This window comes from Cribrihabitans marinus (assembly GCF_900109035.1).
GTDB classification, from domain to species: domain Bacteria; phylum Pseudomonadota; class Alphaproteobacteria; order Rhodobacterales; family Rhodobacteraceae; genus Cribrihabitans; species Cribrihabitans marinus.
On record NZ_FNYD01000002.1, the window covers coordinates 70,272 to 92,508 of the forward strand.

Sequence of the window (22,237 nt, forward strand, 5' to 3'; positions counted from 1 at the left end):
GACCGGCGGGTTTCGGGCCGCAAGGCAAAAACCGTCATCCCGGTGTCGCGGCCGGGTCTCAGATATGCCCGATCCGGCGCAGGAAGCCGGTCAGGATCTCGGCGTAACCCGCCGGTCGCTCGAGGCAGGGCAGGTGGCCCGCGCGGCGCATCAGGTGGAATTGCGCGCCGGGGATCAACTCGACGGTCTCGCGCACCAGGTCGGGCGGGGTGGAGCCGTCCTCGGATCCGGCGATGCCCAGCGTGGGCAGGCGCAGGCCGCTGGTGGGCGTGTAAAAATCGGTGCCCGAGATCGCTGCCATGCAGCCGAGATAGCCCTCGACAGGCTGCCGGGTCAGCATGTTGCGCCACAGCGCGACATCGGGCGTGGCGCGGTAGTCGCGGGAGAACCACCGCTCCATCGTGGCATCGGCCAGCGCCGCGATGCCGCCCTTGCGCACCGCGTCCATCCGTTCGGCCCAGATCTCCGGCGTACCGATCTTGGCGGCGGTGTTGGACAGGACCAGCGCGCGGGTCAGCTCCAGCCGCTTGACCGCCAGCCCCTGCGCGACCATGCCGCCGATCGAGAGGCCCACGAACACCGCCTCGCGGATCTCCAGGTGATCCAGCAGCGCCTCGGCATCGTGCACCAGCGCGCCCATCGAATAGGGACCGTTCGGGCAGGCGGACAGCCCGTGCCCGCGCATGTCGTAGCGGACCACGCGCAGGCTGTCGGGCAGGCGCGCCACAACCGCGTCCCAGATGCGCAGATCGGTGCCCAGCGCGTTGGCGAAGACCAGTGGTGGGCCGTCCGCGGGGCCGTCCAGCCGGTAATGCAGTCTGATGTCGCCCAGATCGGCAATCGCGCTCATGGCTCGAACAGGCGCATATGCGCCATGATCTGCCCGTGATCCGAGGCCAGCTTGTTATAGGGTGCCTCGGGGTGGCTGCCATCGGTCAGGTGGTCGTTGAAGACGCTGAAATACTCCATCTCGCCGATGGCCTTGTCCCATTCGGGGTCGAAATGGCGCGAGAAAAAGATCTGGTCGATGCTCTCAAACACCCCGCCGAAGGCCGCAGTATAGACCATGTCGCGCAGCGATTTGCGCACGAACGTCTTTTCGGCCGAGCGCAGTCGCACGCGGTCCACCGCCTCGGTGATCTGCTCGTTCTCTTCCTTGCTGTAGCGGTCGTTCGGGGCCCGCGCGTCGTGGCGCAGCATCCAGGAGTAGTTGCGGAACGGCACCTCGCCCGAGATGATCTCGGAGCTGACCGCATGTTCGCCGTCGTTGAAATCGCCCAGCACCATCACCGGGTGGCCGCGGTCCAGCTCGGCCAGGATCTCGCGCCTGAGCAGCCACGCCTCGGCCATGCGCCGGATCGCGGCGCGCAGGCTGCCCATGGCGCGACCGGCAGGGTCATAGGCGGTCAGCACCTCCTCGGGCGCGAACTCGGCACCTTCGGGCGTGATGAACTCGCCCAGCTTGGACTTGAGGTGGCAGTTGAAGACGGTCACGATCCGGCCACCGACCGGAACCCGCACCTTGAGGATCGGGCGCGACAGACGGTGCAGCACGTATTGCCCGGCCCCCGCCTCGCCGCCCAGCGCGGCCATCGGGATGACCAGCGGCTCGGTCAGCGCCTGGATGACTTCGGGCGGGCCGTCGAACCCGTTGCGCGACAGGATCGCCAGGCCCGGCCGGCGCTGCCCGGGCGCGCCGTCATTGGCATTGGGCGCAAAGGCCAGGTCGGCCCCGGCATAGCCGCCAAAGGCGATTTTTCGAAAGATCGCCTTGCGGTGATAGCGTTTCGAGGGGTCGGGGACGGCCGCCTCGTTGGCCGCGATCCCGCGCCGGTCCGCCTCGGCGACCAGCTCGTGCAACGGCGCCTCGTCGAAAATTTCCTGGAAGCCGACGACATCGGCGTCCAGCGTCAAGAGCTGGTCGGCCAGCCAATCCTGTTTCCAGGCGTATTCCTCGGGCGTGTAACGCTGGAATTCATAGTATTCCTGATCCGGGCCGATCAGGTTCTTGACGTTGAACGAGGCGATGGAGAACCGGGTCATGTTTCCGCTCCGAACCGGTCGAGCGCCGTGCGGAAGAGGCCGGCATCGACATTGCCGCCCGAGGCCACCACGATCACCGCATCGCCGTCGATCTCTTCGGGGCGAAAGAGGGCGGCAGCCAGCGCCACCGCGCCGCCGGGTTCCAGCACGATGCGCAATCGCGCAAAGGCCAGCGCCATCGCGCGCATCGCCTCATCCTCGGTGACGGCAAGCCCGGGGCCACAGAGGCGGTGCAGGATCGGGAAGGTGATCTCGCCCGGCTGAGGGGTCAGGATGGCATCGCAGATATTGCCGGATTCGGCGGTGTTGCGGCTGATCTGCCCCGCTGCCAGCGAGCGTTTCACGTCGTCGAAGCCCTCGGGCTCGCAGGGGCGGGGGCGCAGGTCGGGGGCATGGGCCTCCAGCGCCAGCGCAATGCCCGAGCTCAGCCCGCCGCCGCCGCAGCAGATCAGTACGTCGCCCCGGGTGACACCGGCCTCGGCGGCCTGTTCGGCGATCTCCAGCCCCACGGTGCCCTGTCCCGCGATCACCTGCGGCTCGTCATAGGGCCGGATCAGGGTCAGGCCGCGTTCGGCGGCCAGTGCCGCGCCGATTTCTTCGCGGCTTTCGCGGGCACGGTCATAAAGCACGACCTCACCGCCCAGCGCGCGGGTGTTGGCGATCTTCACCTCGGGCGCGTCCGAGGGCATCACGATCACCGCCGCGATTCCGTGCCGCGCCGCCGCCAGTGCCACGCCCTGCGCGTGGTTGCCCGAGGAATAGGCGATGACGCCGCGCGCCCGAACCTCCGGAGCCAGCGCCGAGACCGCCGACCACGCGCCGCGGAACTTGAAGCTGCCGGTGTGTTGCAGGCATTCGGGTTTGACCAGAACCCGCCGCCCGGCGATGCGGTCGAGAAACGGCGAGGACAGGAGCGGGGTTCGCACGGCCTGGCCCGACAGCCGGTGCGCCGCGGCCTCGATCATGGCGAGGCTGGTCATGGGGCGTCCAGCACGCGGCGGATCACGTCCAGCGCCTCGGGCTCGTCGAGGAACGGCACATGGCCGCGCGCCGGCACTTCGGCGGCGATCAGGCTGGGCCGGCGGGCCTGCATCTCGGCCAGGGTTTCGGCCGTCAGAAGGTCCGAGTTGGCGCCCCGGATCACGCCCGTGGGCAGGGGGCTGAGCGCCTCGAAGAGCGGCCAGAGATCGGGCGCGGGGCCGGCCTCGGCCTGGGCCAGAAGCGCATCGCGCAGCCGCGCGTCATAGCGCAGCGCCAGGCCATCCGCGGTTTCCTCGAACTGAAAGGAGGCCTGCTCCCGCCACCGTTCCAGCGGCACGCCTGGAAACTCCTCTTCCATTGCCGCCTTGAGCGTCTCGGCCATCTCGTCCAGCGTCCGCGCGGCCGGTGGAAGGCCGACGTAACCCATGATCCGCTCCAGCCCGCCGGGCGCGACCACCGGACCGATATCGTTGAGGATCACGGCGTCCAGCCGCTCGGCATCCGAAGTGGCCAGCGTCATTGCGATCAGCCCGCCGCGCGAGGTTCCCAGAACCGCCACCCGGTCAAGCTCCAGATGGTCGATCAGGTCGATCACGTCACGCGATTCCTGCACGATGTTGTAATTGGTGAAGTCCGGGTCGTGGTCCGACCGTCCGCGCCCGCGATAGTCCATGGCGATCATCCGCAGCTCGTCCAGATGCGGCGCAAGGAACGAGAAGTCCCGGCAATTGCGGGTCAGGCCGGCCAGGCAGATCAGCGGGCGGCCTTCGCCCCGGTCCTCGTAATACAGCCGTTTTCCGTCGGAGGTTGTGAAATGGGGCATCAGCGTCCTGCAAGATCGGGGATGGCGGTCAGGTCCGAGAGTACATGGGCGGGCTGCGCCGGCAAGCGGTCCATCGGCTCTTGCGCGCGGTTGACCCAGGCCGTGACGAAGCCGTAGCCGGCCGCCGATGCGGCGTCCCAGCCGTTGGAGCTGACAAAGAGCACCTGCGCGCGCATGCAGCCGAAGCGTTGGCCAACCAGGTCATAGACCCGCGCGTCGGGCTTGAAGATGCCGACGCTTTCCACCGACAGCACGTCGTCCAGAAGATCGCCCAGCCTGGCGGAGTCCACTGCCGCGCGAAGCATCTCGGGCGATCCGTTCGACAGGATCGCGGTTTGATGCCCGGTGGCTTTAAGACTGCGCAGCATCTCCGGCACTTCGGGATAGGCCGACAGTTCCCAGTAGAGGTCCAGGAGCCTCTGGCGCAAGGCGGCATCGCCATCCAGCCCGCAGGCCTCGAGCGCCCAGTCCAGCCCGTCCTGCGTCACCTGCCAGAAATCGGCATGCGCCCCGGTGATGGCGCGCAGCCAGGTGTATTGCAACTGCTTGAGCCGCCAGCGTTCGGCCAGCGCGGGCCAGCTGTCGGCCAAATCGGCATGTTCGGGTTCCGCCGCGGCCTGCCGCGCGGCGGCGGCCACGTCGAAAAGCGTGCCGTAGGCGTCGAAGATGCAGGTGGTGATCGGCATGGCCCGGCCCCTCTGTTCGCGCGCAGACTGGCACAGCGACGCGGGCTGCGAAAGGTCCGCCGGTTTACATCGCGAACACAGCTATTACGTTGGGGCCTTGTTCAAAGCAAACCGCAACGGAGAATTCATGACCGAAGTAAAAAGCGGCGACACCGTCGCCATTCACTACACTGGAACGCTGCGCGACGGCCAGACCTTCGACTCGTCCGAAGGCCGGGATCCGCTGGCCTTCGAGGTGGGGTCCGGTCAAATCATCCCCGGTCTCGACGCCGCGATGCCGGGAATGGAAGTGGGCGACAAGAAGCGCGTCGAGGTCGAGTGCCAGGAGGCCTATGGCCCTGTCAATCCCGAGGCGCGTCAGGCCGTCCCGCGCGAGGGTATTCCCGACGAGATCCCGCTCGAGATCGGCTCGCGCCTGCAGATGCAGTCGCCCGACGGCCAGGCCGTGCCGGTCACGGTGGTCGAGGTAGACGAGGCCACGGTAACCCTGGACGCCAACCACCCGCTGGCGGGTCAGGACCTGATCTTCGATATCGAACTGGTGTCGATCGACTGAACGGCCGATCCGGCTGCCCGGCCGCAGCCCGTCACATCGCCTCGGGCTGCGGCATGCCGACGACGTGGAAACCGCCATCGACGTGGATGATCTCGCCGGTGGTGCAGGCGCCTGCGTCCGAGGCCAGGTAGACCGCCGTGCCGCCCACCGCCTCGAGCGTGGCATTCGCCCGCAGGGGCGAGTTGTGCTCGGTGAACTTGTAGGTCTTGCGCGCGCCGCCGATGGCCGCGCCGGCCAGTGTGCGCATCGGGCCGGGCGAGATGGCGTTCACGCGGATGCCCTCGGGGCCCAGGTCGTTGGCCAGGTAGCGCGTGGTGGATTCCAGCGCCGCCTTGGCCACGCCCATCACGTTGTAATTCGGAACCACCCGGTTGCTGCCCTGATAGGTCAGCGTCAGCAGCGTGCCGCCGTTCTCGGTCATCATCGGATGCGCGCGGCGGGCCACCTCGATGAAGGAATAGGCCGAGATATCCATCGAATTCTTGAAATTCGCCCGGCTGGTGTTGAGGAACCGGCCGGTCAGTTCGGACTTGTCGGAATAGGCGATGGCATGAACGACGAAGTCGATCGTCGGCCAGCGCGCGGCCAGCTCGCCGAAGGCACGGTCGAGCGACGCGTCATCGGTGACATCCGCATCGATCATGAAATCGCTGCCGATGCCGGCCGCCAGCGGCTCCAGCCGTTTGCCGAACGCCTCGCCCTGGTAGGTGAAGGCCAGCTCGGCGCCGGCCTCGTGCATGGCACGGGCGATGCCCCAGGCAATCGAGCGGTCATTGGCGACGCCCATGATGAGACCGCGTTTGCCCTTGAGTGTGTTCGACATGTTCTTGTTATCCGTTGTATTTCGACAGGATCATCGACCCGTTGGTGCCGCCGAAGCCGAAGCTGTTGGTCATCACGCTGTCCAGGCCCGCGTTTTCGCGCGTTTCGGTGGCGATCTCGGCGGGGTTCAGAGCCGGATCCAGCGTTTCGACATTGATCGAGGGCGTGATGAAGTCATGCTCGAGCATCAGCAGCGAGAAAATCGCCTCGAGCGCGCCGGCGGCGCCCTGGGCGTGGCCGGTCATCGACTTGGTGGAACTGATCGGCGGCTGGTCCTGCCCCTCGAAGACCCGGCGCACCGCCTCGACCTCGCCCACGTCGCCCACGGGCGTCGAGGTGCCATGCGCGTTGATATAGCCGACGCGGCGCCCCTCGGGCAGGGTGGACATGGCCAGCCGCATGGCGCGCTCGCCGCCCTCGCCGGAGGGGGCCACCATGTCGTGCCCGTCGCTGGTGGCGGCATAGCCCGTCACCTCGGCATAGATCTTCGCCCCGCGGGCCCTGGCGTGTTCCAGCTCTTCCAGAACCAGCATCCCGCCGCCGCCCGAAATCACGAACCCGTCGCGGTCAGCATCGAAGGCGCGGCTGGCGCGTTCCGGCGTGTCGTTGTATTTCGACGACATAGCCCCCATCGCGTCGAACAGGCAGCTGAGCGTCCAGTCCAGCTCCTCGCCGCCGCCGGCGAACATCACGTCTTGCTTGCCCAGCATGATCTGCTCGGCCGCGTTGCCGATACAATGCAGCGAGGTCGAACAGGCCGAGGTGATCGAATAGTTGATGCCCTTGATTCTGTAGGCGGTGCTGAGGTTGGCGCTGATGGTCGAGCACATGCATTTCGGCACCGCGAACGGCCCGATGCGCTTGGTCGAGCCGGATTTCAGCACCGTCTGGTGCGCGCTCAGCATGGCGCTGGTCGACGGCCCGCCCGAGCCGGCGACAAGCCCGGTGCGCGGATTGACGATATCGCCTTCCTCGAGCCCGGCATCGGCGATCGCCTGGCCCATCGCGATATGGGCATAGGCCGCGCCCGGACCCATGAAGCGCAGGGCGCGCTTGTCCACGTGGTCCTTGGGGTCGATCTTGAGCGTTCCGGCGATCCGGCTGCGGAAGCCGTGTTCGGCCATTTCGGCGCTGGCCTCGATGCCCGAACGCCCGGCCTTGAGCGAGGCCAGAACCTCGTCTGCATTGTTCCCGATGGAGGAGACGATCCCCAATCCGGTGACGACGACGCGACGCATATGCGGTCTCCCTAGAATTCCGTTCCCTGGTGCCCGGTCTTCAGCCGGTTTTCAGCTTTCCGACAGCGCAACCTTCATGTCCTTGACCTGATAGATGACCTCGCCATCGGCTTCGACGCGGCCATCGGCCACGCCCATGGTCAGCCGGCGGGTCTGCACGGCCTTGGTGAAATCCACGTGATAGGTCAGCATCTTGCGGTCGGGCCGCACCATGCCGGTCAGCTTGACCTCGCCCACGCCCAGCGCATAGCCGCGCCCCTGCCAGCCGCGCCAGCCCAGGTTGAAGCCGGTCAGCTGCCACAGCCCGTCCAGGCCCAGACAGCCCGGCATGATCGGGTTGCCGGGGAAATGGCATTCGAAGAACCACAGGTCGGGGCGGATGTCGAATTCGGCGATGATATGGCCCTTGCCATGCGCCCCGCCATCCGCGCTGACATCGGTGATGCGGTCCATCATCAGCATCGGCGGTTCGGGCAATTGTGCGTTTCCGGGCCCGAAGAGCTCGCCGCGGGCGCATTTCAGCAGATCGTCGCGATCGAAGCTGGTGGGATAGTCGGCCATGCGGGTCGACCCTTTCAATTTGCAATATTCCGTTATCTCCCCCTAGCACCCGGCCAAGGACCCATCAAGCCTGTCGCGGCGACGAAACGACGTGCGCGCGGCGCGGTTGGGGGGCTTCGGGAGGCTGGCGGCCGGAAACGTGGGGGCGGCGGCCGGGCCCGGCCTCAGCGTGTCGAATCCTGTGCCATCCTTATGCCAGATTGGCCCGATAAGGCGCTTGAAGGCCGGTATTTCGGCGAGGCGGGTTTGCACCTGCGAGTGATTTTCATTTGAAACCGGGGGGCGGTCGCCCCTATATTCCTGAGAACGGAAGGTGAGTGTCAGCCATGTTGCCCAACAGCCTTGAGATCGCGACCGATTGGCTCGCCAATGCCGGCCTGCGCCCGACGCGGCAGCGTGTCGCGCTGGCCGAGCTTCTGGTCGGCGACGGGCGCGACCGTCACGTGACCGCCGAAAGCCTGTTCGACGCTGCGCGGACCCGGGGGGCCACGGTGTCGCTTGCCACGGTCTACAACACGCTGCGGGCCTTCTGCGATGCCGGCATCCTTCAGGAAATCACCGTCGATGGATCGAAGAGCTATTTCGACACCAACACCCACGACCACCCGCATTTCTTCTGGGAGGACGAGGGGCGGCTGTCGGACGCGCCCTCGGAGGAGCTGGTGATCCAGAGCCTGCCGGACGCGCCGCCGGGGGCCGAGATCGCCTCGGTCGATGTGGTGATCCGCCTGCGCCGCAAGGGCTGAACCCCGTCACACCTGACGCCTGCAATTCCCAAGCAAGGTCGCGCCATGCCGCATCCCCTGATCTCGGAGACCGATATCGAGACGTTTCGCCGCGATGGCGTTGTCCTGGTGCGCGGGCTGTTTGCCGATCACGTCGAGACCTTGCGGGCGGGCGTGGCCGCCAACATGGCGGCGCCGGGGCCTTATGCGTCCAACAACGAGAAGGCGGGCCAGACCGGGCTGTTCTTCGACGATTACTGCAACTGGACCCGGATCCCCGAGTTCTGCGACGTGATCGAGACCTCTCCCGCCGCCGAGGTGGCCGCCGACCTGATGGGATCGCGGATCGTGCAGATGTTCCACGATCATGTGTTGGTCAAGGAACCCGGCACTTCGATGCCGACACCCTGGCACCAGGACGGCCCCTACTACTTCGTCGAGGGCCGGCAGACGGTCAGTTTCTGGTCCCCGCTCGACCCGGTGCGCGAAGCGTCGCTGCGCTGTGTCGCCGGCTCGCACCGGTGGGAGAGGGAGGTGCTGCCGACGCGCTGGGTGTCCGAGGAAGGTTTCTTTGCCGACGAGGGGCAATATATCCCGGTGCCGGACCCCGAGGCCGAGGGCATGCGGATCGTCGAGTTCGAGATGGAACCCGGTGACGCGGTGGCGTTCGACTTCCGCACGTTGCATGGCGCGCGCGGCAACAGCAGCGACCGGCGCCGCAGGGCCTTTTCCCTGCGCCTGGTGGGCGACGACGCGCGCTATGTCGAGCGGCCGGGTCCGACCTCGCCGCCGTTTCCGGGCCACGACATGGTGCCGGGCCAGCGGCTGCGCGAGGACTGGTTCCCGGTGCTGTTGCAGCGGTAGGGGCGGTGTGGGGGCTTTGCCCCCCTGCGGCTGCGCCGCATTCCCCCCAGGATATTTCAGGCAAGAGGAAGTGGCGGGGTCAGAACCACTGACCCGGTTCCATCAGGCCCAGGTCCAGCAATTGCCGCGAATGCCATTCGAAAGGTGTCGAATTGTGCCAGCGGAAGCTGTCGATCTCGAAGGTCGATCCGGGATTTCGCTTGAGCGCCTTGGCGGTGCGGAACGAGCAGATTGCCGCGGTCAGGTTGTGGTGCCAGGGGCAGGCATAGGTGTTGTATTCCTGGTCGTCGAACGTGTGATCGGGAAGCAGCGTCAGCCCGGGCTTGGCCCGGAACAGCGCGATCCGGTCGATCCGGCGGCTGTCCTTCGGGATGTGCTCCTCATAACGCCAGCGCACGCCGCCGAAGAAATCCAGCTGCCGCTCGCGCGGCTCGCCGGTCACCGGATCCTTGCGCGACTGCGCGTAATAACCCGAGCGGTCCAGGTAGGCGTCGTCCAGCGACACCGCGTTGGTTTCCGACCACAGGTCGTCGGCATAGAGGTCGATGACATAGGTCAGCATGGCATCGCGCCGTTCCTCGGTGTGGAAGGCCAGCATTTCGCCCACCGAGCGGGATTCGCAGAACGGGTAGAACAGGTATTCCGCGTTGTAGCAGTAATACATCCAGACCCCCGGCGCCGCCGCACCGATGCGGTTGACCGCGTCGAATACCGCCCCGCGCGGGCCGCAGTCGAAGGGGATCCGGTGGACGCGCGTGCCGACATCGGACGGCAGCAGGAAGGCATCGGGCATAAGCGCCAGCACCGAGGAAAACCCGCATTGCAGATGATGGCGCAGGGTGGTGGACAGTTCCACGTCATCCTCGGCGAAGATCATCGCCACCGGCCCCTTGGCCAGGACCGCGGGTGCCGTCTTGAGAAAGTGGTCGAGCGATGAATAGTCCATGAAGGCGCCTGTCTGCCTGTGTGGCAATTGCCCACAGATTCGGTTAAATGCCCGTGCATTGCAAGCGGACCGCGAAGCCGGTATTGCGATGCGCCGACCCCGCCGACCCCAACGAGGCCCGTGCCCGATGTCCGACCGCAAGAAGCTTTATATCAAGACCTATGGCTGTCAGATGAATGTCTATGACAGCGAACGCATGGCCGAGGCGCTGGGCGGGCAGGGCTATGTCGAAACCCAGTCGCCCGACGATGCCGACATGATCCTGCTCAATACTTGCCATATCCGCGAGAAGGCGGCGGAGAAGGTCTATTCCGAGTTGGGACGGTTCAAGGGGCTGAAGGCGGAGAAGCCGGATCTGAAGATCGGCGTCGCCGGCTGCGTCGCGCAGGCCGAGGGCGAAGAGATCATGCGCCGGCAGCCGCTGGTCGATCTGGTGGTCGGCCCGCAGAGCTATCACCGTCTGCCCGAGATGGAGGCGAAGGCACGATCGGGCGAAAAGGCGCTGGACACCGATTTCCCCGAAGAGGACAAGTTCGAGCGTCTGAAGTCGCGGCCCAAGGCCAAGCGCGGACCGACGGCGTTCCTGACGGTGCAGGAGGGCTGCGACAAGTTCTGCGCCTTCTGCGTTGTTCCTTACACCCGCGGGGCCGAGGTCAGCCGCCCGGTGGATCGGGTTCTGGCCGAGGCGCGCGACCTGGTGGAGCGCGGGGTGCGCGAGATCACCCTGCTGGGCCAGAACGTGAACGCCTATCACGGGGCCGGGCCGGAGGGCGAGACGACCCTGGCGCAGCTGATCTGGCAGCTGGACAAGATCGACGGGCTGGAGCGCATCCGCTTTACCACCAGCCATCCCAACGACATGACCGATGACCTGATCGAGGCGCATGGGGACTGCGCCAAGCTGATGCCCTATCTGCACCTGCCGGTGCAGTCGGGCAGCGACCGCATCCTCAAGCGGATGAACCGCAGCCACACCGCCGAGAGCTACCTGCGCCTGATCGAGCGGATCCGCGCGGCGCGCCCCGACATCCTGATGTCGGGCGATTTCATCGTGGGCTTCCCGGAAGAGACCGAGGCCGACTTCCAGGCCACTCTCGATCTGGTTGAGGCGGTGGGCTATGGCTATGCCTATTCCTTCAAGTATTCGACCCGTCCCGGTACGCCCGCAGCCGAGCGGCCGCAGGTGCCCGAGGACGAGGCCACCGAGCGGCTGCACCGGTTGCAGGCGCTGATCACCCGGGACCAGCGGCGCATCCAGGATGCGATGGTGGGGCGCGAGGTCGGCGTGCTGTTCGAGAAACCCGGCCGCCAGCCGGGGCAGATGGTCGGCAAATCCGACTATCTTCACGCGGTCCATGTGACCGGGCCGGTCGAATCAGGGGCGTTGCGCCGGGTGCGGATCACCGGGTCCGGAGCCAATTCCCTCGCCGGGGAGTTGATCTGAAGCGGGTCGGCACCGCGCCCAACGTGCGAAATCCCGCCCGAATTCGTTTTTTCTTAGGTTTTTGCCCCTATCGAGGCTAGGCCGGTGTTACTGTCACCGCGTGCCCGCAGGCAGCCGATCTTGGGGATTGGGTTGCACATGCCACCAGATGTATGGGGGAAGCCATGGTCGAATTGGGGAAGACGATCTGCCGAAGACTGCGCCGGGGCGCCGGAATTGCAATGGTCCTGGCGGCGCTGATCTGGTCACCGCCGGAGGTGCGTGCAGGCAGCCCGGAAAAGGCGCTCGAGGAGCCGGTCGTGGTGGCCCCGCGCGGCCCGGCCCATGACTGGAGCGGGTTCTATGCCGGCGGTTCGATCGGTTACGCGTTCAACGGCGACGACGATGTCGGCCATCGCGCCCCGGGCGGGCGCACACTGCCGTCGCCCGGCAGCCTGGAGCTGAACGGGGCCACCTACGGGCTGCACCTGGGCTGGCGCTGGCAGCGCCAGGTGCCGACCACGCTGCGCCAGTTCGTGTACGGCATCGAACTGGGCTATGAGACCGGGGAGATATCGGATTCGCTGTCGGACGGCACCTATACCGCGTCCAGCGAACTGGACGACGTGTTGTCGCTGCGGCTCAAGAGCGGGATCACCGACAAATCCAACAGGATGCTGTTCTATGGCAGCGTCGCCTATGTCCGCGCCAGCGCTCGCTATGCCCTGTCGGGCACCGCCGGCGGCGACACGATAGGGATTGACCAGGGGTTCGACACCGACGGTTACGCGCTGGGCCTCGGTGTCGATTACCTGCTAACCGAGCGCCTTGTTCTGGGCGTCGGACTGGAATACGCCAACCTGACATCCCAGGTGCTGAGCGATGCCGGCGGGTCGTCCACCAAGGTCACGCCGCAATTCACCACGTTCCGGCTCGGGCTCAGCTACCGGTTCTGAGCGTTTTCCAGGCGTGGTTTGTTTCAGCCGTGTGAAATCTGTGTGGGGGCGCTTGCACGCCGGACGTGACTCTGGCTACGCTCGGGTCACAGTCCAGAACAGGAGATCGGATGGCCATTGGCGCCCTGACCCCACCGCAAGACGAGCAGACCGGTTCCGAGGTCCTGATCGAATTTCCCGACAATCGTTTGCTGATAGACCTGTGCGGCGAGCATGACCGCCACCTGGTCCAGATCGAAAGCGGGCTGGGCGTGCAGATCGTCCGCCGCGGCAATCACCTGTCGATCCTTGGCAGCGACGAGGCGCGGACCCAGGCCGCCGGCGTTCTCGAAGCGCTTTACGAGCGGCTGCAGGAGGGCCGGGCGGTCGAGGCGCAGGACGTGGATCGCGAGCTGCGCATGGGCGGATCCGATACCGATACCGGCGCCCGAGACGGCGACCAGCTGGAGATGTTCACCGGCGGCAAGGTCGAGATCAAGACCCGCAAAAAACTGGTCGAACCGCGCACCGACGCGCAAAAGGCCTATGTCCGGTCGCTCTATGAGAACGAACTGGCCTTCGGCATCGGCCCGGCCGGCACCGGCAAGACCTATCTGGCGGTTGCGGTCGGGGTGAACATGTTCCTCGGCGGGCTGGTCGACCGGATCATCCTCAGCCGTCCGGCGGTCGAGGCGGGCGAGAAGCTGGGCTATCTGCCCGGCGACATGAAGGACAAGGTCGATCCCTACATGCAGCCGCTCTATGACGCGCTCAACGACTTTTTGCCCGGCAAGCAACTGGCCAAATTGATCGAGGACAAGCGCATCGAGATCGCGCCGCTTGCCTTCATGCGCGGGCGCACCCTGTCCAACGCCTTCGTCGTGCTGGACGAGGCGCAGAACGCCACGACCATGCAGATGAAGATGTTCCTGACCCGTCTGGGCGAGGGCTCGCGCATGGTGGTCACCGGCGACCGCACCCAGGTCGACCTGCCGCGCGGCGTGCCGTCCGGGCTGGCCGACGCCGAGCGTCTGCTGAGCAAGGTGCCGGGGATCGGGTTCAACTATTTCACCGCAAAGGACGTGGTGCGCCACCCGCTGGTGGCCGCGATCATCGATGCCTACGAAGTCGATGCGGGCTGAGGCGGTATGATCCCGAGGGGCGGTTTTGCGGGACTTTGCTGCCGTTCAATACACTCGCCAGCACTCTGACTATTGTTTCGAGCCAGACGTGATACTTTGTCAGGACTTCAAATGGGATTGACGATGTGATGGCCCATTTTCTCGAGACGCCCGACACCATATCAGACACTTCCGAAGTCGAGACCTTGCTGAGGGAATACCTTTCGTGGGTCGTTCCGCTCTTTAATGCTCAGAATAACCTCAACGTTGATGTCGATGTGGCTCTTTCGAACGCAATGCTAGATCTGACTGAAGTCTTACCGCCAGACGGGCGGACGGTTCTGGCGCGCGACCGCAGTGGAGTTGCCAATGCCATTGGTTTCTATCGAAAGATTAGAGCTGACGCGGTAGAGATTAAGCGGCTATATGTCCGACCCGAAGTGCGGGGTGAAGGCCTCGGGCGCAAAGTGGTTCGGCGGTTGATAGTCGAAGCGCGCAATTCAAATCATTCCCAAGTCTTTCTAGATAGCACTGCTTTCATGTCCTCTGCTCACGCATTGTACCGCGCGGAAGGGTTCCGAGACGTTGATTTCTACCCCGAAGCAGAGCACTCACAAGATGTATCCCCGCACGTGATCTACATGGCCTTGAAGATCGACTGAGATAGTGCCGAGAGTGTGTTCTTGCTCACGTCGCTAGCGTCTGTTTGGACTCATTTCCGACGACCAATGCGCATCCGCGCTTTTTGACGTTCCATGGGCGCCTCGCACCCTGCAACCGCCCGATCCATACCCTTCCACCGCCGCGGAAACCCTTGTATCGCTGCGCCATTCTGAACGGAGCGGCCCTGACATGCAGCTTGACCTGACCGTCGAAGACCCCGGCTGGGGCGATATCTCGCCGCTGGTGTCGCGTGCGGTTGCGGCGACGCTCGATCACCTCGGCATCGACGCGGAGCAGGCGGAAGTCAGCGTCCTGGCTTGCGACGACGCGCGCATCGCGGCGTTGAACGCGGAGTTTCGCGGCAAGCCCGCGCCGACCAACGTACTCAGCTGGCCGGCCGCCGATCTGGGCGCGGAACGCCCCGGCGCAACACCCGCCCAACCCGCGCCGGATTTCTCCGGCGCGCTGCCGTTGGGAGATATCGCGATCGCCTGGGAAACCTGCCGGCGCGAGGCCGAGGCGGCGGGAAAACCGCATGACGACCACGTGACGCACCTGCTTGTGCATGGCCTTTTGCACCTGCTGGGCTATGACCATGTTCGTGACGCGGACGCCACGTTGATGGAAGGATTGGAAGCCGCGATACTTGGCAAGATGGGTATTCCGGACCCATATAGGGATTAGACGGGCCCTTGCTGGCCCGGGTTGCATTTTGGATCGGAGATCATGGGCGACACAGACGGCAGTTCTAGCGCGGCGCAGAGCGCGCGGACGAACGAGTTGGACGAGGGATCGGGCGACAAGGGATTTCTGACCCGGATCTTCGACGCGTTCTCGAATGGTGACGAAGAGGACGAGGCCGAGGAGAAGCGGCGGCCGGGACCGCTCGCGCAGCTGCCCGGCATGTCGAACCTGCGCCGGATGCGGGTCGAGGACGTGGCCATTCCCACGGCCGAGATCGTCGCGGTGTCCAGCACCATCGAACGCAACGAACTGGTGCAGGTGTTCCGCGACAGCGGGATGACCCGGATACCGGTCTATGACGGAACGCTCGATTCGCCCCTGGGCTTCGTGCACCTGAAGGATTTTGCGCTGACCTACGGGTTCAACGGCAACGGCTCGGACCTGGATATCGGCGCGATGCTGCGACCGCTGCTGTTCGTGCCGCCTTCGATGCCGATCGGCGTGCTGCTGGCCAAGATGCAGACGGAACGCCGGCATATGGCCCTGGTGATCGACGAGTATGGCGGGGTCGACGGCCTTCTGACCATCGAGGACCTGATCGAACAGGTGGTGGGCGAGATCGAGGACGAGCATGACACCGACGAGGATCTGCCCTGGATCCGCGAGAAGCCCGGCTGCTATATCGCCCAGGCGCGCACACCGCTGAGCGAGTTCGAGGCCGAGATCGGCCGGTCGCTGACCAATCACGAGGATGTCGACGAGGAAGAGATCGACACGCTGGGCGGGCTTGTCTTCATGCTCTCGGGCCGGGTGCCGGCGCGGGGCGAGGTCGTTCCGCATCCCGACGGACCGGAATTCGAGGTGATCGACGCCGATCCCCGCCGCATCAAGCGGCTGCGCGTTCGCCTTCCTCAGCCCGGCGCATGACCCAAGTGGCGGCGGGCCGGCGGCTGCGACGCGCGCCGCATGCGGCATTCGCCCTGGGGCTGGCGGCGGCGACCGGGCTTGCGCCCTATTTCCTCTGGTTAGTCACCCTGCCCGCGCTGGCCCTGCTGGTGCCGCTTTTCGTAACGGCGCCCGGCCGCCGGGCCGCGGGGTGGATCGGCTGGGCTTTCGGGCTGGGGTATTTCGGATTTGGCCTGGTTTGGATCGTCGAGCCTTTTCTCGTCGATGTGCCCCGCCACGGCTGGATGGCCCCCTTCGCGCTGGTTCTGCTGGCCGGCGGGCTTGCCCTGTTCTGGGCGGTGGCGTTCTGGGCGGCGGCGGCGCCCAAGCGCGGCCCCGGCGTCAGGGTGGCCGCGCTGGCCGTTACCTGGTCGCTGGCCGAGCTGGCCCGTGCCTATCTCCTGACCGGGTTTCCCTGGGCGGGGTTGGCGCAGATCTGGGTCGACAGTCCCACGGCGCTTCTTCTGGCCTGGATTGGGCCGCACGGGCTGGCGCTTGCGACTCTGCTCGTGGCCCTGCCGGCGGGGCTGCTGGTCGCGCGCAGGCCGGGCGCGGCACCTGTCGCCGGTCTGGCCGTGCTGGGTCTTGCCGGGGCGGTGATGCTGGCAGAGGCCATGGCGCCAGACCTGTCTTCGACGGGACGCACCGTCCGGCTGGTCCAGCCCAACGCGCCGCAGCATCAGAAATGGGATCCCGAGCATGCGCCTGTCTTCTTTCGCCGCCAGTTGGCGTTCACCGAGGCCGCGCCGAGGCCCGACCTGATCGTCTGGCCTGAAACCGCGATCCCGGTCTGGCTGGAGAATGCCGGCCCGACGCTCGACCGGATCGCCGGCGCGGCGGACGGGGTGCCGGTGGTGCTGGGCCTACTGCGCACGCAGGGCCAACGGATCTACAATTCCCTGGTGGTTCTGGGTGCCGATGGGCGGGTCGGCCAGACCTATGACAAGCATCACCTGGTGCCCTTCGGCGAATATGTTCCGCTGGGCGATCTGATGGCGCGGTTCGGCATTGCCGGGCTGGCCGCGTCGGACGGGCAGGGCTTCAGCGCCGGACCAGGGCCGCGCACGGTCGACCTGGGTCCGCTCGGCCTGGCGCTGCCGCTGATCTGCTACGAGGCGGTGTTTCCGCAGGACATCAACCGCGCCCCTGTCCGGCCCGCAATGCTGCTGCAGATCACCAACGATGCCTGGTTCGGATCCTTCTCGGGACCCTATCAGCACCTCGCGCAGGCGCGGATGCGCGCGATCGAACAGGGGCTGCCGATGCTGCGCGCCGCCAACACCGGCGTCTCGGCGATGATCGACCCGCTGGGGCGCGTGACCGCATCGCTGCCGCTGGGGCGGGCGGGGCATCTCGACGCGGAGCTGCCCGCCCCGCTGCCCGCCCCGCTCTACGCGCGGACCGGAGATACGCCGATGCTGCTCCTGCTTCTGGCCATGGCCGCGGCACTGGCGCTTTGGCCAAGACGCCGCGGTACTGCAAATAGCGATTGAATATCCCACACGGCGCGCGTATTCCGTCCCGGACCTGTCACAACGGCTTCCTGGCGTGGCGGCGTAAACCTCAATGGAGCACTTTTCATGGCCAGACAGAACTACACCTTTACCTCGGAATCGGTTTCCGAGGGGCACCCGGACAAGGTCTGTGACCGCATCTCCGACGCGGTGCTCGACGCGCTGATCGCCGAAGAGCCCGAAGCTCGCGTCGCCTGCGAGACCTTCGCCACGACCAACCGGGTTGTGATCGGCGGCGAGGTGGGACTGGCGGACCAGGAAAAGCTGCACGACTACATGCGCCGGATCGACGGCATCGCCCGCGACTGCATCCGCGATATCGGCTATGAGCAGGACAAGTTCCACTGGAACACCTGCGAGGTCACGAACCTCTTGCACGAACAGTCCGCGCATATCGCCCAGGGCGTGAACGCGGACGGAAACAAGGACGAGGGTGCCGGCGACCAGGGCATCATGTTCGGCTTCGCAACGAATGAAACCGACGCGATGATGCCCGCACCGATCCAGTTCAGCCACGCGATCCTGCGCCGCCTCGCCGAGGTGCGCAAGAACGGCACCGAGCCGGCGCTCGGCCCGGATGCCAAGTCGCAGCTCTCGGTGGTCTATCGCGACGGCAAGCCGGTGGGCGTGAGCTCGCTTGTGCTCAGCACCCAGCATCTCGACGAAACGCTCACCAGCGCCGACATCCGCGCCATCGTCGAGCCGTATATCCGCGAAGTGCTGCCGGAGGGCTGGCTGAACGGCGAAACCGAATGGCACGTCAATCCGACCGGCAAGTTCGTCATCGGCGGGCCGGATGGCGATGCCGGTCTGACCGGGCGCAAGATCATCGTAGATACCTATGGTGGCGCCGCACCGCATGGCGGCGGCGCGTTCTCCGGCAAGGATCCGACCAAGGTGGACCGCTCGGCGGCCTATGCCGCACGCTATCTCGCGAAAAACGTCGTGGCCGCGGGCATGGCCGAGCGCTGCACCATCCAGCTCAGCTATGCCATCGGCGTCAGCCAGCCGTTGTCGATCTACGCCGACACGCACCAGACCGGCGAGGTTGCGCCCGCGGCAATCGAATCCGCGATCCGCAAGGTGATGGACCTCACACCGCGCGGCATCCGCTCGCATCTGCAGCTGAACAAGCCCATCTACGAGCGCACCGCCGCATACGGCCATTTCGGCCGCGCGCCCGAGGCCGATGGCGGGTTCAGCTGGGAACGCACCGATCTTGCCGAGGCCCTCGCCAACGCGGTCTGAGCCGGTTCGGGGGCTCTGCCCCCGTCGCCCTCCGGGCGACTCCCCCGAGGTATTTTCCGCGAGAGGAAATGCGGCCTGCCCCTTCCTTTCGCCCCAAATACCTCGGAGCGCGAGGCAGAGCCTCGCATCTGGAAACGAGCGCGCCGAAGGCGCTCATTTGGGTAGCGGTTGCCGATTGCAGCGCAACCCGCTAGAGGGCGGCGCATGAGCGCATCCGACCGACCGCATCGCAACTTCTACGGCCGCCTGAAAGGCAAGCACCTCAAGAAGAGCCAGCGGGCCTATCTGGACGAGGATCTGGCCACCCTGTCGCCCGGCGCGGTGGACTGGGACTGCAATCCAGAGCGGCGTCCGCTGGATCTGCCGGGGCTGTTCGGCGCGCGCCCGGTCTGGCTGGAGATCGGGTTCGGCGGTGGCGAACACATGGTCCACCAGGCGGGGGCCAATCCCGATGTCGGGATCATCGGCGCCGAGCCCTATATCAATGGCGTGGCGATGCTGCTGGGCAAGATTCGGCGTGCCGGCGTTACCAACCTGGCCGTGCATCCCGGTGACGTGCGCGACCTGTTCGACGTGCTGCCGGACGCCTCGATCGCGCGCGCATTCCTGCTCTATCCCGACCCCTGGCCCAAGAAACGCCACCACCGCCGCCGCTTCGTCACGCCAGAGCACCTGCAGCCGCTGGCCCGCGTCTTGCAGCCCGGCGCGATCTTTCGCGTGGCGACCGACATTCCCGACTATGTGCGCCAGACACTGGAGGAGGTGCCGCGGGCGGGGTTCGACTGGCTTGCGGAACGGCCGGCCGACTGGCGCGATCCCTGGGACGACTGGCTGTCGACCCGATACGAGCAGAAGGCGCTGCGCGAGGGCCGGGTGCCGCATTACCTGACCTTTCGTCGACAGGATTGAGCGATGCGGTAAACTGACGGAACCGACTCGCCTGACGCGGGAGTGTTCCGATGGCCGACATCCGAATCACCAACTGCCATGTCCACCTGTTCCACCAGGGCCATGTGCCCGAGGACTATCCCTATCCCTGGCTACGCCTGTTCAAGCGCATCCCCGGTCTCGTCGTTGCGCTTGCCGCGCTGATGCGGCTGATTGGCCAGCATCCGATCGCAGAGAAGCTTGACCGGCTGCATCAGTTCCAGAAGGAAAGCCAGGCCGGTAGCCAGCGGGCGATCCTGGACAATCTTCGCCGCCACTATCCCGACAACACCCGGTTCGTGGTCCTGCCGATGGACCTCTCGGCCTTCGGCTTCGCCCGGCCGGCCATTTCCCTGGCAGACCAGCATGATGAATTGGCGGCGCTGCGGCGGGATCCCGATGTGGGGCGCAACGTGATCCCCTTCGCCACGATCGACCCGAACGCGGATCCGCAGGCACAGGAGCTGTGGCGGGCCATCGACCAGCTGCATTTCCGCGGCGTCAAGATTTATCCCCGCCTGGGATTTGCCCCCGACGATCCGCGCCTGATGGAACACGTCTATCCGCGGCTTGCGGAGAAGGGCCGGCCGGTGATGTCCCATTGCTCGCGCGGGGGTGTGCAGGGGCGCGACCTGTCCGCCCACAAGGCCGACCGCTATACCGAGCCCGATGCCGTCCTGCCGGTGCTGCGCGCGCATCCGGACCTGCGGATCTGCCTGGCGCATTTCGGCGGGCAGCGCGACTGGCACGCCTATGTCAATCCCGACCGGCACGATCCCTTCGCGCCGGAATACGACCGCAACTGGCAGGTCCGCATCCGCCGGTTGATCTGTGGCGGCGAGTACCCGGGCCTGTGGACCGACATCTCCTACACGCTGTTCCAGTTCGAGGATTACATCCCCTTCCTGCGCCTGTTCCTGATGGGCGAGGATGCCGACAGCGCGCGCCTGCGCGCCCGGGTTCTCTTCGGGTCGGACTTCTACATGACCCGGCAGGAGTCGCTGTCGGAAAAGGCGGTCTGTTTCCGTCTGCGCAACGCGCTGGGCGAAGAGGTCTTTCGCCAGATCGCCGAAGAGAACCCGGCGCGTTGGCTCGGCGAGGCCTGAGCGACCTTTGCCGCTGGACCCGCCCCGGCCAATTCGGTAATCCGCCCATGGTGACAGCGCACAAGGAGTCTCCATGTCCGGACACGGCACGCCCATCCCGATGACTTCGCATCCCTGCGGGCCGCTGGCCGGCGTGGCCGAGGTGCCCGGCGACAAGTCGATCTCGCACCGATCATTGATTCTGGGCGCGCTGGCGGTGGGCGAGACGGTGATCACCGGCCTGCTCGAAGGCGAGGACGTCCTGGACACCGCCAAGGCGATGCGCGCATTCGGCGCCGAGGTCACCCGCGAAGACGACGGCACCTGGCATGTGCACGGCGTGGGCGTCGGCGGGTTTGCCGAGCCGGACCAGGTGATCGACTGCGGCAATTCCGGTACCGGGGTGCGGCTGATCATGGGGGCGATGGCGACCTCGCCGATCACCGCCACCTTCACCGGCGATGCCAGCCTGAACGGCCGGCCCATGGCGCGGGTGACCGATCCGCTGGCGCTGTTCGGGACGCAGTCGGTCGGGCGCAACGGCGGGCGGCTGCCGATGACCATCGTGGGCGCGGCCGATCCCGTACCGGTGCGCTATGCGGTGCCGGTGCCCTCGGCGCAGGTGAAATCCGCGGTGCTGCTGGCCGGGCTGAACGCGCCGGGCGAGACCGTGGTGATCGAGAAAGAGGCCACCCGCGACCATACCGAGCGGATGCTGGCGGGCTTCGGGGCGCAGGTTTCGGTCGAGGACAGCGACGAGGGCCGTGTCATCACCCTGACCGGTCAGCCGGAATTGCGCCCGCAGACCATCGCCGTGCCGCGCGATCCCTCCAGCGCCGCCTTTCCGGTCTGTGCCGCGCTGATCGTGCCGGGCTCGGACGTGCTGGTGCCCGGTATCGGGCTGAATCCCACGCGTGCAGGGCTGTATGCAACGCTGCGCGAGATGGGGGCCGACCTGACCTATGAAAACGAGCGCGAAGAGGGCGGCGAGCCGGTGGCGGACCTGCGCGCGCGCTATTCACCCGACATGCAGGGCATCGAGGTGCCGCCGGAGCGCGCCGCCAGCATGATCGACGAATACCCGGTGCTCTCGGTCGTGGCCGCCAACGCGAACGGGAAAACCATGATGCGCGGCGTCAAGGAGTTGCGCGTCAAGGAAAGCGACCGGATCGACGCCATGGCCCAGGGGCTGCGCGCCAATGGCGTGAGCGTGGAGGAGGGCGACGACTGGTGGTCGGTCGATGGCATGGGCATCGGCGGGGTGCCCGGCGGCGGCACCTGCGAGAGCTTCCTCGACCATCGTATCGCCATGTCCTTCATGGTCCTCGGCATGGGCGCGAAGGCGCCAGTCAAGGTCGATGACGGCGGTCCGATTGCCACCTCCTTCCCGATCTTCGAGCCGTTGATGGGCGGGCTTGGAGCTCGGGTTTTGCGCGCGAACCGATAG

At 66.4% G+C, this 22,237-nt stretch carries 23 protein-coding genes and 1 riboswitch; of the genes, 14 read left to right on the top strand and 9 right to left on the bottom strand.

The window, feature by feature from the left end:
- Nucleotides 1–58: 58 nt before the first annotated feature.
- From pcaD to BMX57_RS02845, 5 genes are read right to left on the bottom strand one after another with little or no spacing between them, the layout of a single operon-like run.
- The gene (pcaD, locus tag BMX57_RS02825; protein ID WP_092362353.1) at nucleotides 59–850 is read right to left on the bottom strand and encodes a 3-oxoadipate enol-lactonase; all 792 of its coding nucleotides are present in this window, start codon (nucleotides 848–850) and stop codon (nucleotides 59–61) included.
- Entirely contained in the window at nucleotides 847–2,043 is a 1,197-nt protein-coding gene (locus BMX57_RS02830; protein WP_092362355.1) for an endonuclease/exonuclease/phosphatase family protein, read from the bottom strand. Before BMX57_RS02830 ends, pcaD begins: the two co-directional genes overlap by 4 nt.
- A complete protein-coding gene (locus BMX57_RS02835; RefSeq protein WP_092362357.1) occupies nucleotides 2,040–3,023 on the bottom strand; it encodes a threonine ammonia-lyase in 984 nt (327 codons plus the stop codon). Before BMX57_RS02835 ends, BMX57_RS02830 begins: the two co-directional genes overlap by 4 nt.
- A complete protein-coding gene (locus BMX57_RS02840; protein ID WP_092362359.1) occupies nucleotides 3,020–3,847 on the bottom strand; it encodes an alpha/beta fold hydrolase in 828 nt (275 codons plus the stop codon). Before BMX57_RS02840 ends, BMX57_RS02835 begins: the two co-directional genes overlap by 4 nt.
- The gene (locus BMX57_RS02845; protein WP_092362361.1) at nucleotides 3,847–4,533 is read right to left on the bottom strand and encodes a haloacid dehalogenase type II; all 687 of its coding nucleotides are present in this window, start codon (nucleotides 4,531–4,533) and stop codon (nucleotides 3,847–3,849) included. Before BMX57_RS02845 ends, BMX57_RS02840 begins: the two co-directional genes overlap by 1 nt.
- A gap of 127 nt (nucleotides 4,534–4,660) precedes the next feature.
- Between BMX57_RS02845 and BMX57_RS02850 the strand changes: the two genes are divergently transcribed.
- Complete coding sequence (locus BMX57_RS02850) at nucleotides 4,661–5,089, top strand: FKBP-type peptidyl-prolyl cis-trans isomerase (protein WP_092363052.1); 429 nt, start codon at nucleotides 4,661–4,663, stop codon at nucleotides 5,087–5,089.
- A gap of 31 nt (nucleotides 5,090–5,120) precedes the next feature.
- On the opposite strand, the gene BMX57_RS02855 is transcribed toward BMX57_RS02850, so the two are convergent.
- Genes BMX57_RS02855 through fabA form a run of 3 tightly spaced genes read right to left on the bottom strand, consistent with a single transcriptional unit; the run spans nucleotide 5,121 to nucleotide 7,710 of the window.
- Nucleotides 5,121–5,912, bottom strand: coding sequence for an enoyl-ACP reductase FabI (locus BMX57_RS02855; RefSeq protein WP_092362363.1), 792 nt, complete (start codon nucleotides 5,910–5,912; stop codon nucleotides 5,121–5,123).
- A 7-nt stretch (nucleotides 5,913–5,919) separates the two neighbouring features.
- A complete protein-coding gene (fabB, locus tag BMX57_RS02860) occupies nucleotides 5,920–7,149 on the bottom strand; it encodes a beta-ketoacyl-ACP synthase I (protein ID WP_092362365.1) in 1,230 nt (409 codons plus the stop codon).
- 51 nt (nucleotides 7,150–7,200) lie between these two features.
- The gene (fabA, locus tag BMX57_RS02865; protein WP_092362367.1) at nucleotides 7,201–7,710 is read right to left on the bottom strand and encodes a bifunctional 3-hydroxydecanoyl-ACP dehydratase/trans-2-decenoyl-ACP isomerase; all 510 of its coding nucleotides are present in this window, start codon (nucleotides 7,708–7,710) and stop codon (nucleotides 7,201–7,203) included.
- A gap of 326 nt (nucleotides 7,711–8,036) precedes the next feature.
- Between fabA and irrA the strand changes: the two genes are divergently transcribed.
- On the top strand, nucleotides 8,037–8,456 hold the full coding sequence (gene irrA / locus BMX57_RS02870) for an iron response transcriptional regulator IrrA (protein ID WP_092362369.1): 420 nt from the start codon (nucleotides 8,037–8,039) through the stop codon (nucleotides 8,454–8,456).
- Between the two features lie 45 nt (nucleotides 8,457–8,501).
- The gene (locus BMX57_RS02875) at nucleotides 8,502–9,299 is read left to right on the top strand and encodes a phytanoyl-CoA dioxygenase family protein (RefSeq protein WP_092362371.1); all 798 of its coding nucleotides are present in this window, start codon (nucleotides 8,502–8,504) and stop codon (nucleotides 9,297–9,299) included.
- 79 nt (nucleotides 9,300–9,378) lie between these two features.
- On the opposite strand, the gene BMX57_RS02880 is transcribed toward BMX57_RS02875, so the two are convergent.
- On the bottom strand, nucleotides 9,379–10,245 hold the full coding sequence (locus BMX57_RS02880) for a hypothetical protein (RefSeq protein ID WP_092362373.1): 867 nt from the start codon (nucleotides 10,243–10,245) through the stop codon (nucleotides 9,379–9,381).
- A gap of 127 nt (nucleotides 10,246–10,372) precedes the next feature.
- Between BMX57_RS02880 and miaB the strand changes: the two genes are divergently transcribed.
- From miaB to aroA, 11 genes are all read left to right on the top strand, one after another.
- Nucleotides 10,373–11,689 (top strand): tRNA (N6-isopentenyl adenosine(37)-C2)-methylthiotransferase MiaB, encoded by a 1,317-nt coding sequence (gene miaB, locus BMX57_RS02885; protein ID WP_092362375.1) that lies wholly within the window; start codon nucleotides 10,373–10,375, stop codon nucleotides 11,687–11,689.
- Between the two features lie 164 nt (nucleotides 11,690–11,853).
- Nucleotides 11,854–12,624, top strand: coding sequence for an outer membrane protein (locus BMX57_RS02890; protein WP_177175369.1), 771 nt, complete (start codon nucleotides 11,854–11,856; stop codon nucleotides 12,622–12,624).
- 110 nt (nucleotides 12,625–12,734) lie between these two features.
- The gene (locus BMX57_RS02895; RefSeq protein ID WP_092362379.1) at nucleotides 12,735–13,745 is read left to right on the top strand and encodes a PhoH family protein; all 1,011 of its coding nucleotides are present in this window, start codon (nucleotides 12,735–12,737) and stop codon (nucleotides 13,743–13,745) included.
- 128 nt (nucleotides 13,746–13,873) lie between these two features.
- The gene (locus BMX57_RS02900) at nucleotides 13,874–14,386 is read left to right on the top strand and encodes a GNAT family N-acetyltransferase (protein WP_092362380.1); all 513 of its coding nucleotides are present in this window, start codon (nucleotides 13,874–13,876) and stop codon (nucleotides 14,384–14,386) included.
- Nucleotides 14,387–14,576: 190 nt separating this feature from the next.
- Nucleotides 14,577–15,071 carry an rRNA maturation RNase YbeY gene (gene ybeY, locus BMX57_RS02905; RefSeq protein WP_092362381.1) on the top strand — a complete coding sequence of 165 codons (495 nt, stop codon included), beginning with the start codon at nucleotides 14,577–14,579 and terminating at the stop codon, nucleotides 15,069–15,071.
- 42 nt (nucleotides 15,072–15,113) lie between these two features.
- The gene (locus BMX57_RS02910) at nucleotides 15,114–15,998 is read left to right on the top strand and encodes a hemolysin family protein (protein WP_092363054.1); all 885 of its coding nucleotides are present in this window, start codon (nucleotides 15,114–15,116) and stop codon (nucleotides 15,996–15,998) included.
- Nucleotides 15,995–17,509: an apolipoprotein N-acyltransferase gene (gene lnt, locus BMX57_RS02915; protein WP_092362383.1), complete on the top strand. Its 1,515-nt coding sequence runs from the start codon at nucleotides 15,995–15,997 to the stop codon at nucleotides 17,507–17,509. The genes BMX57_RS02910 and lnt overlap by 4 nt, the downstream gene beginning before the upstream one ends.
- Nucleotides 17,510–17,540: 31 nt before the next feature.
- Nucleotides 17,541–17,590: riboswitch (SAM-SAH riboswitch) on the top strand.
- 6 nt (nucleotides 17,591–17,596) lie between these two features.
- Nucleotides 17,597–18,778: a methionine adenosyltransferase gene (gene metK / locus BMX57_RS02920; protein ID WP_092362384.1), complete on the top strand. Its 1,182-nt coding sequence runs from the start codon at nucleotides 17,597–17,599 to the stop codon at nucleotides 18,776–18,778.
- A 204-nt stretch (nucleotides 18,779–18,982) separates the two neighbouring features.
- Nucleotides 18,983–19,687: a tRNA (guanine(46)-N(7))-methyltransferase TrmB gene (gene trmB / locus BMX57_RS02925; RefSeq protein WP_092362385.1), complete on the top strand. Its 705-nt coding sequence runs from the start codon at nucleotides 18,983–18,985 to the stop codon at nucleotides 19,685–19,687.
- A 50-nt stretch (nucleotides 19,688–19,737) separates the two neighbouring features.
- Nucleotides 19,738–20,811 carry an amidohydrolase family protein gene (locus BMX57_RS02930; protein ID WP_092362386.1) on the top strand — a complete coding sequence of 358 codons (1,074 nt, stop codon included), beginning with the start codon at nucleotides 19,738–19,740 and terminating at the stop codon, nucleotides 20,809–20,811.
- A gap of 73 nt (nucleotides 20,812–20,884) precedes the next feature.
- A complete protein-coding gene (gene aroA / locus BMX57_RS02935; protein ID WP_092362387.1) occupies nucleotides 20,885–22,237 on the top strand; it encodes a 3-phosphoshikimate 1-carboxyvinyltransferase in 1,353 nt (450 codons plus the stop codon).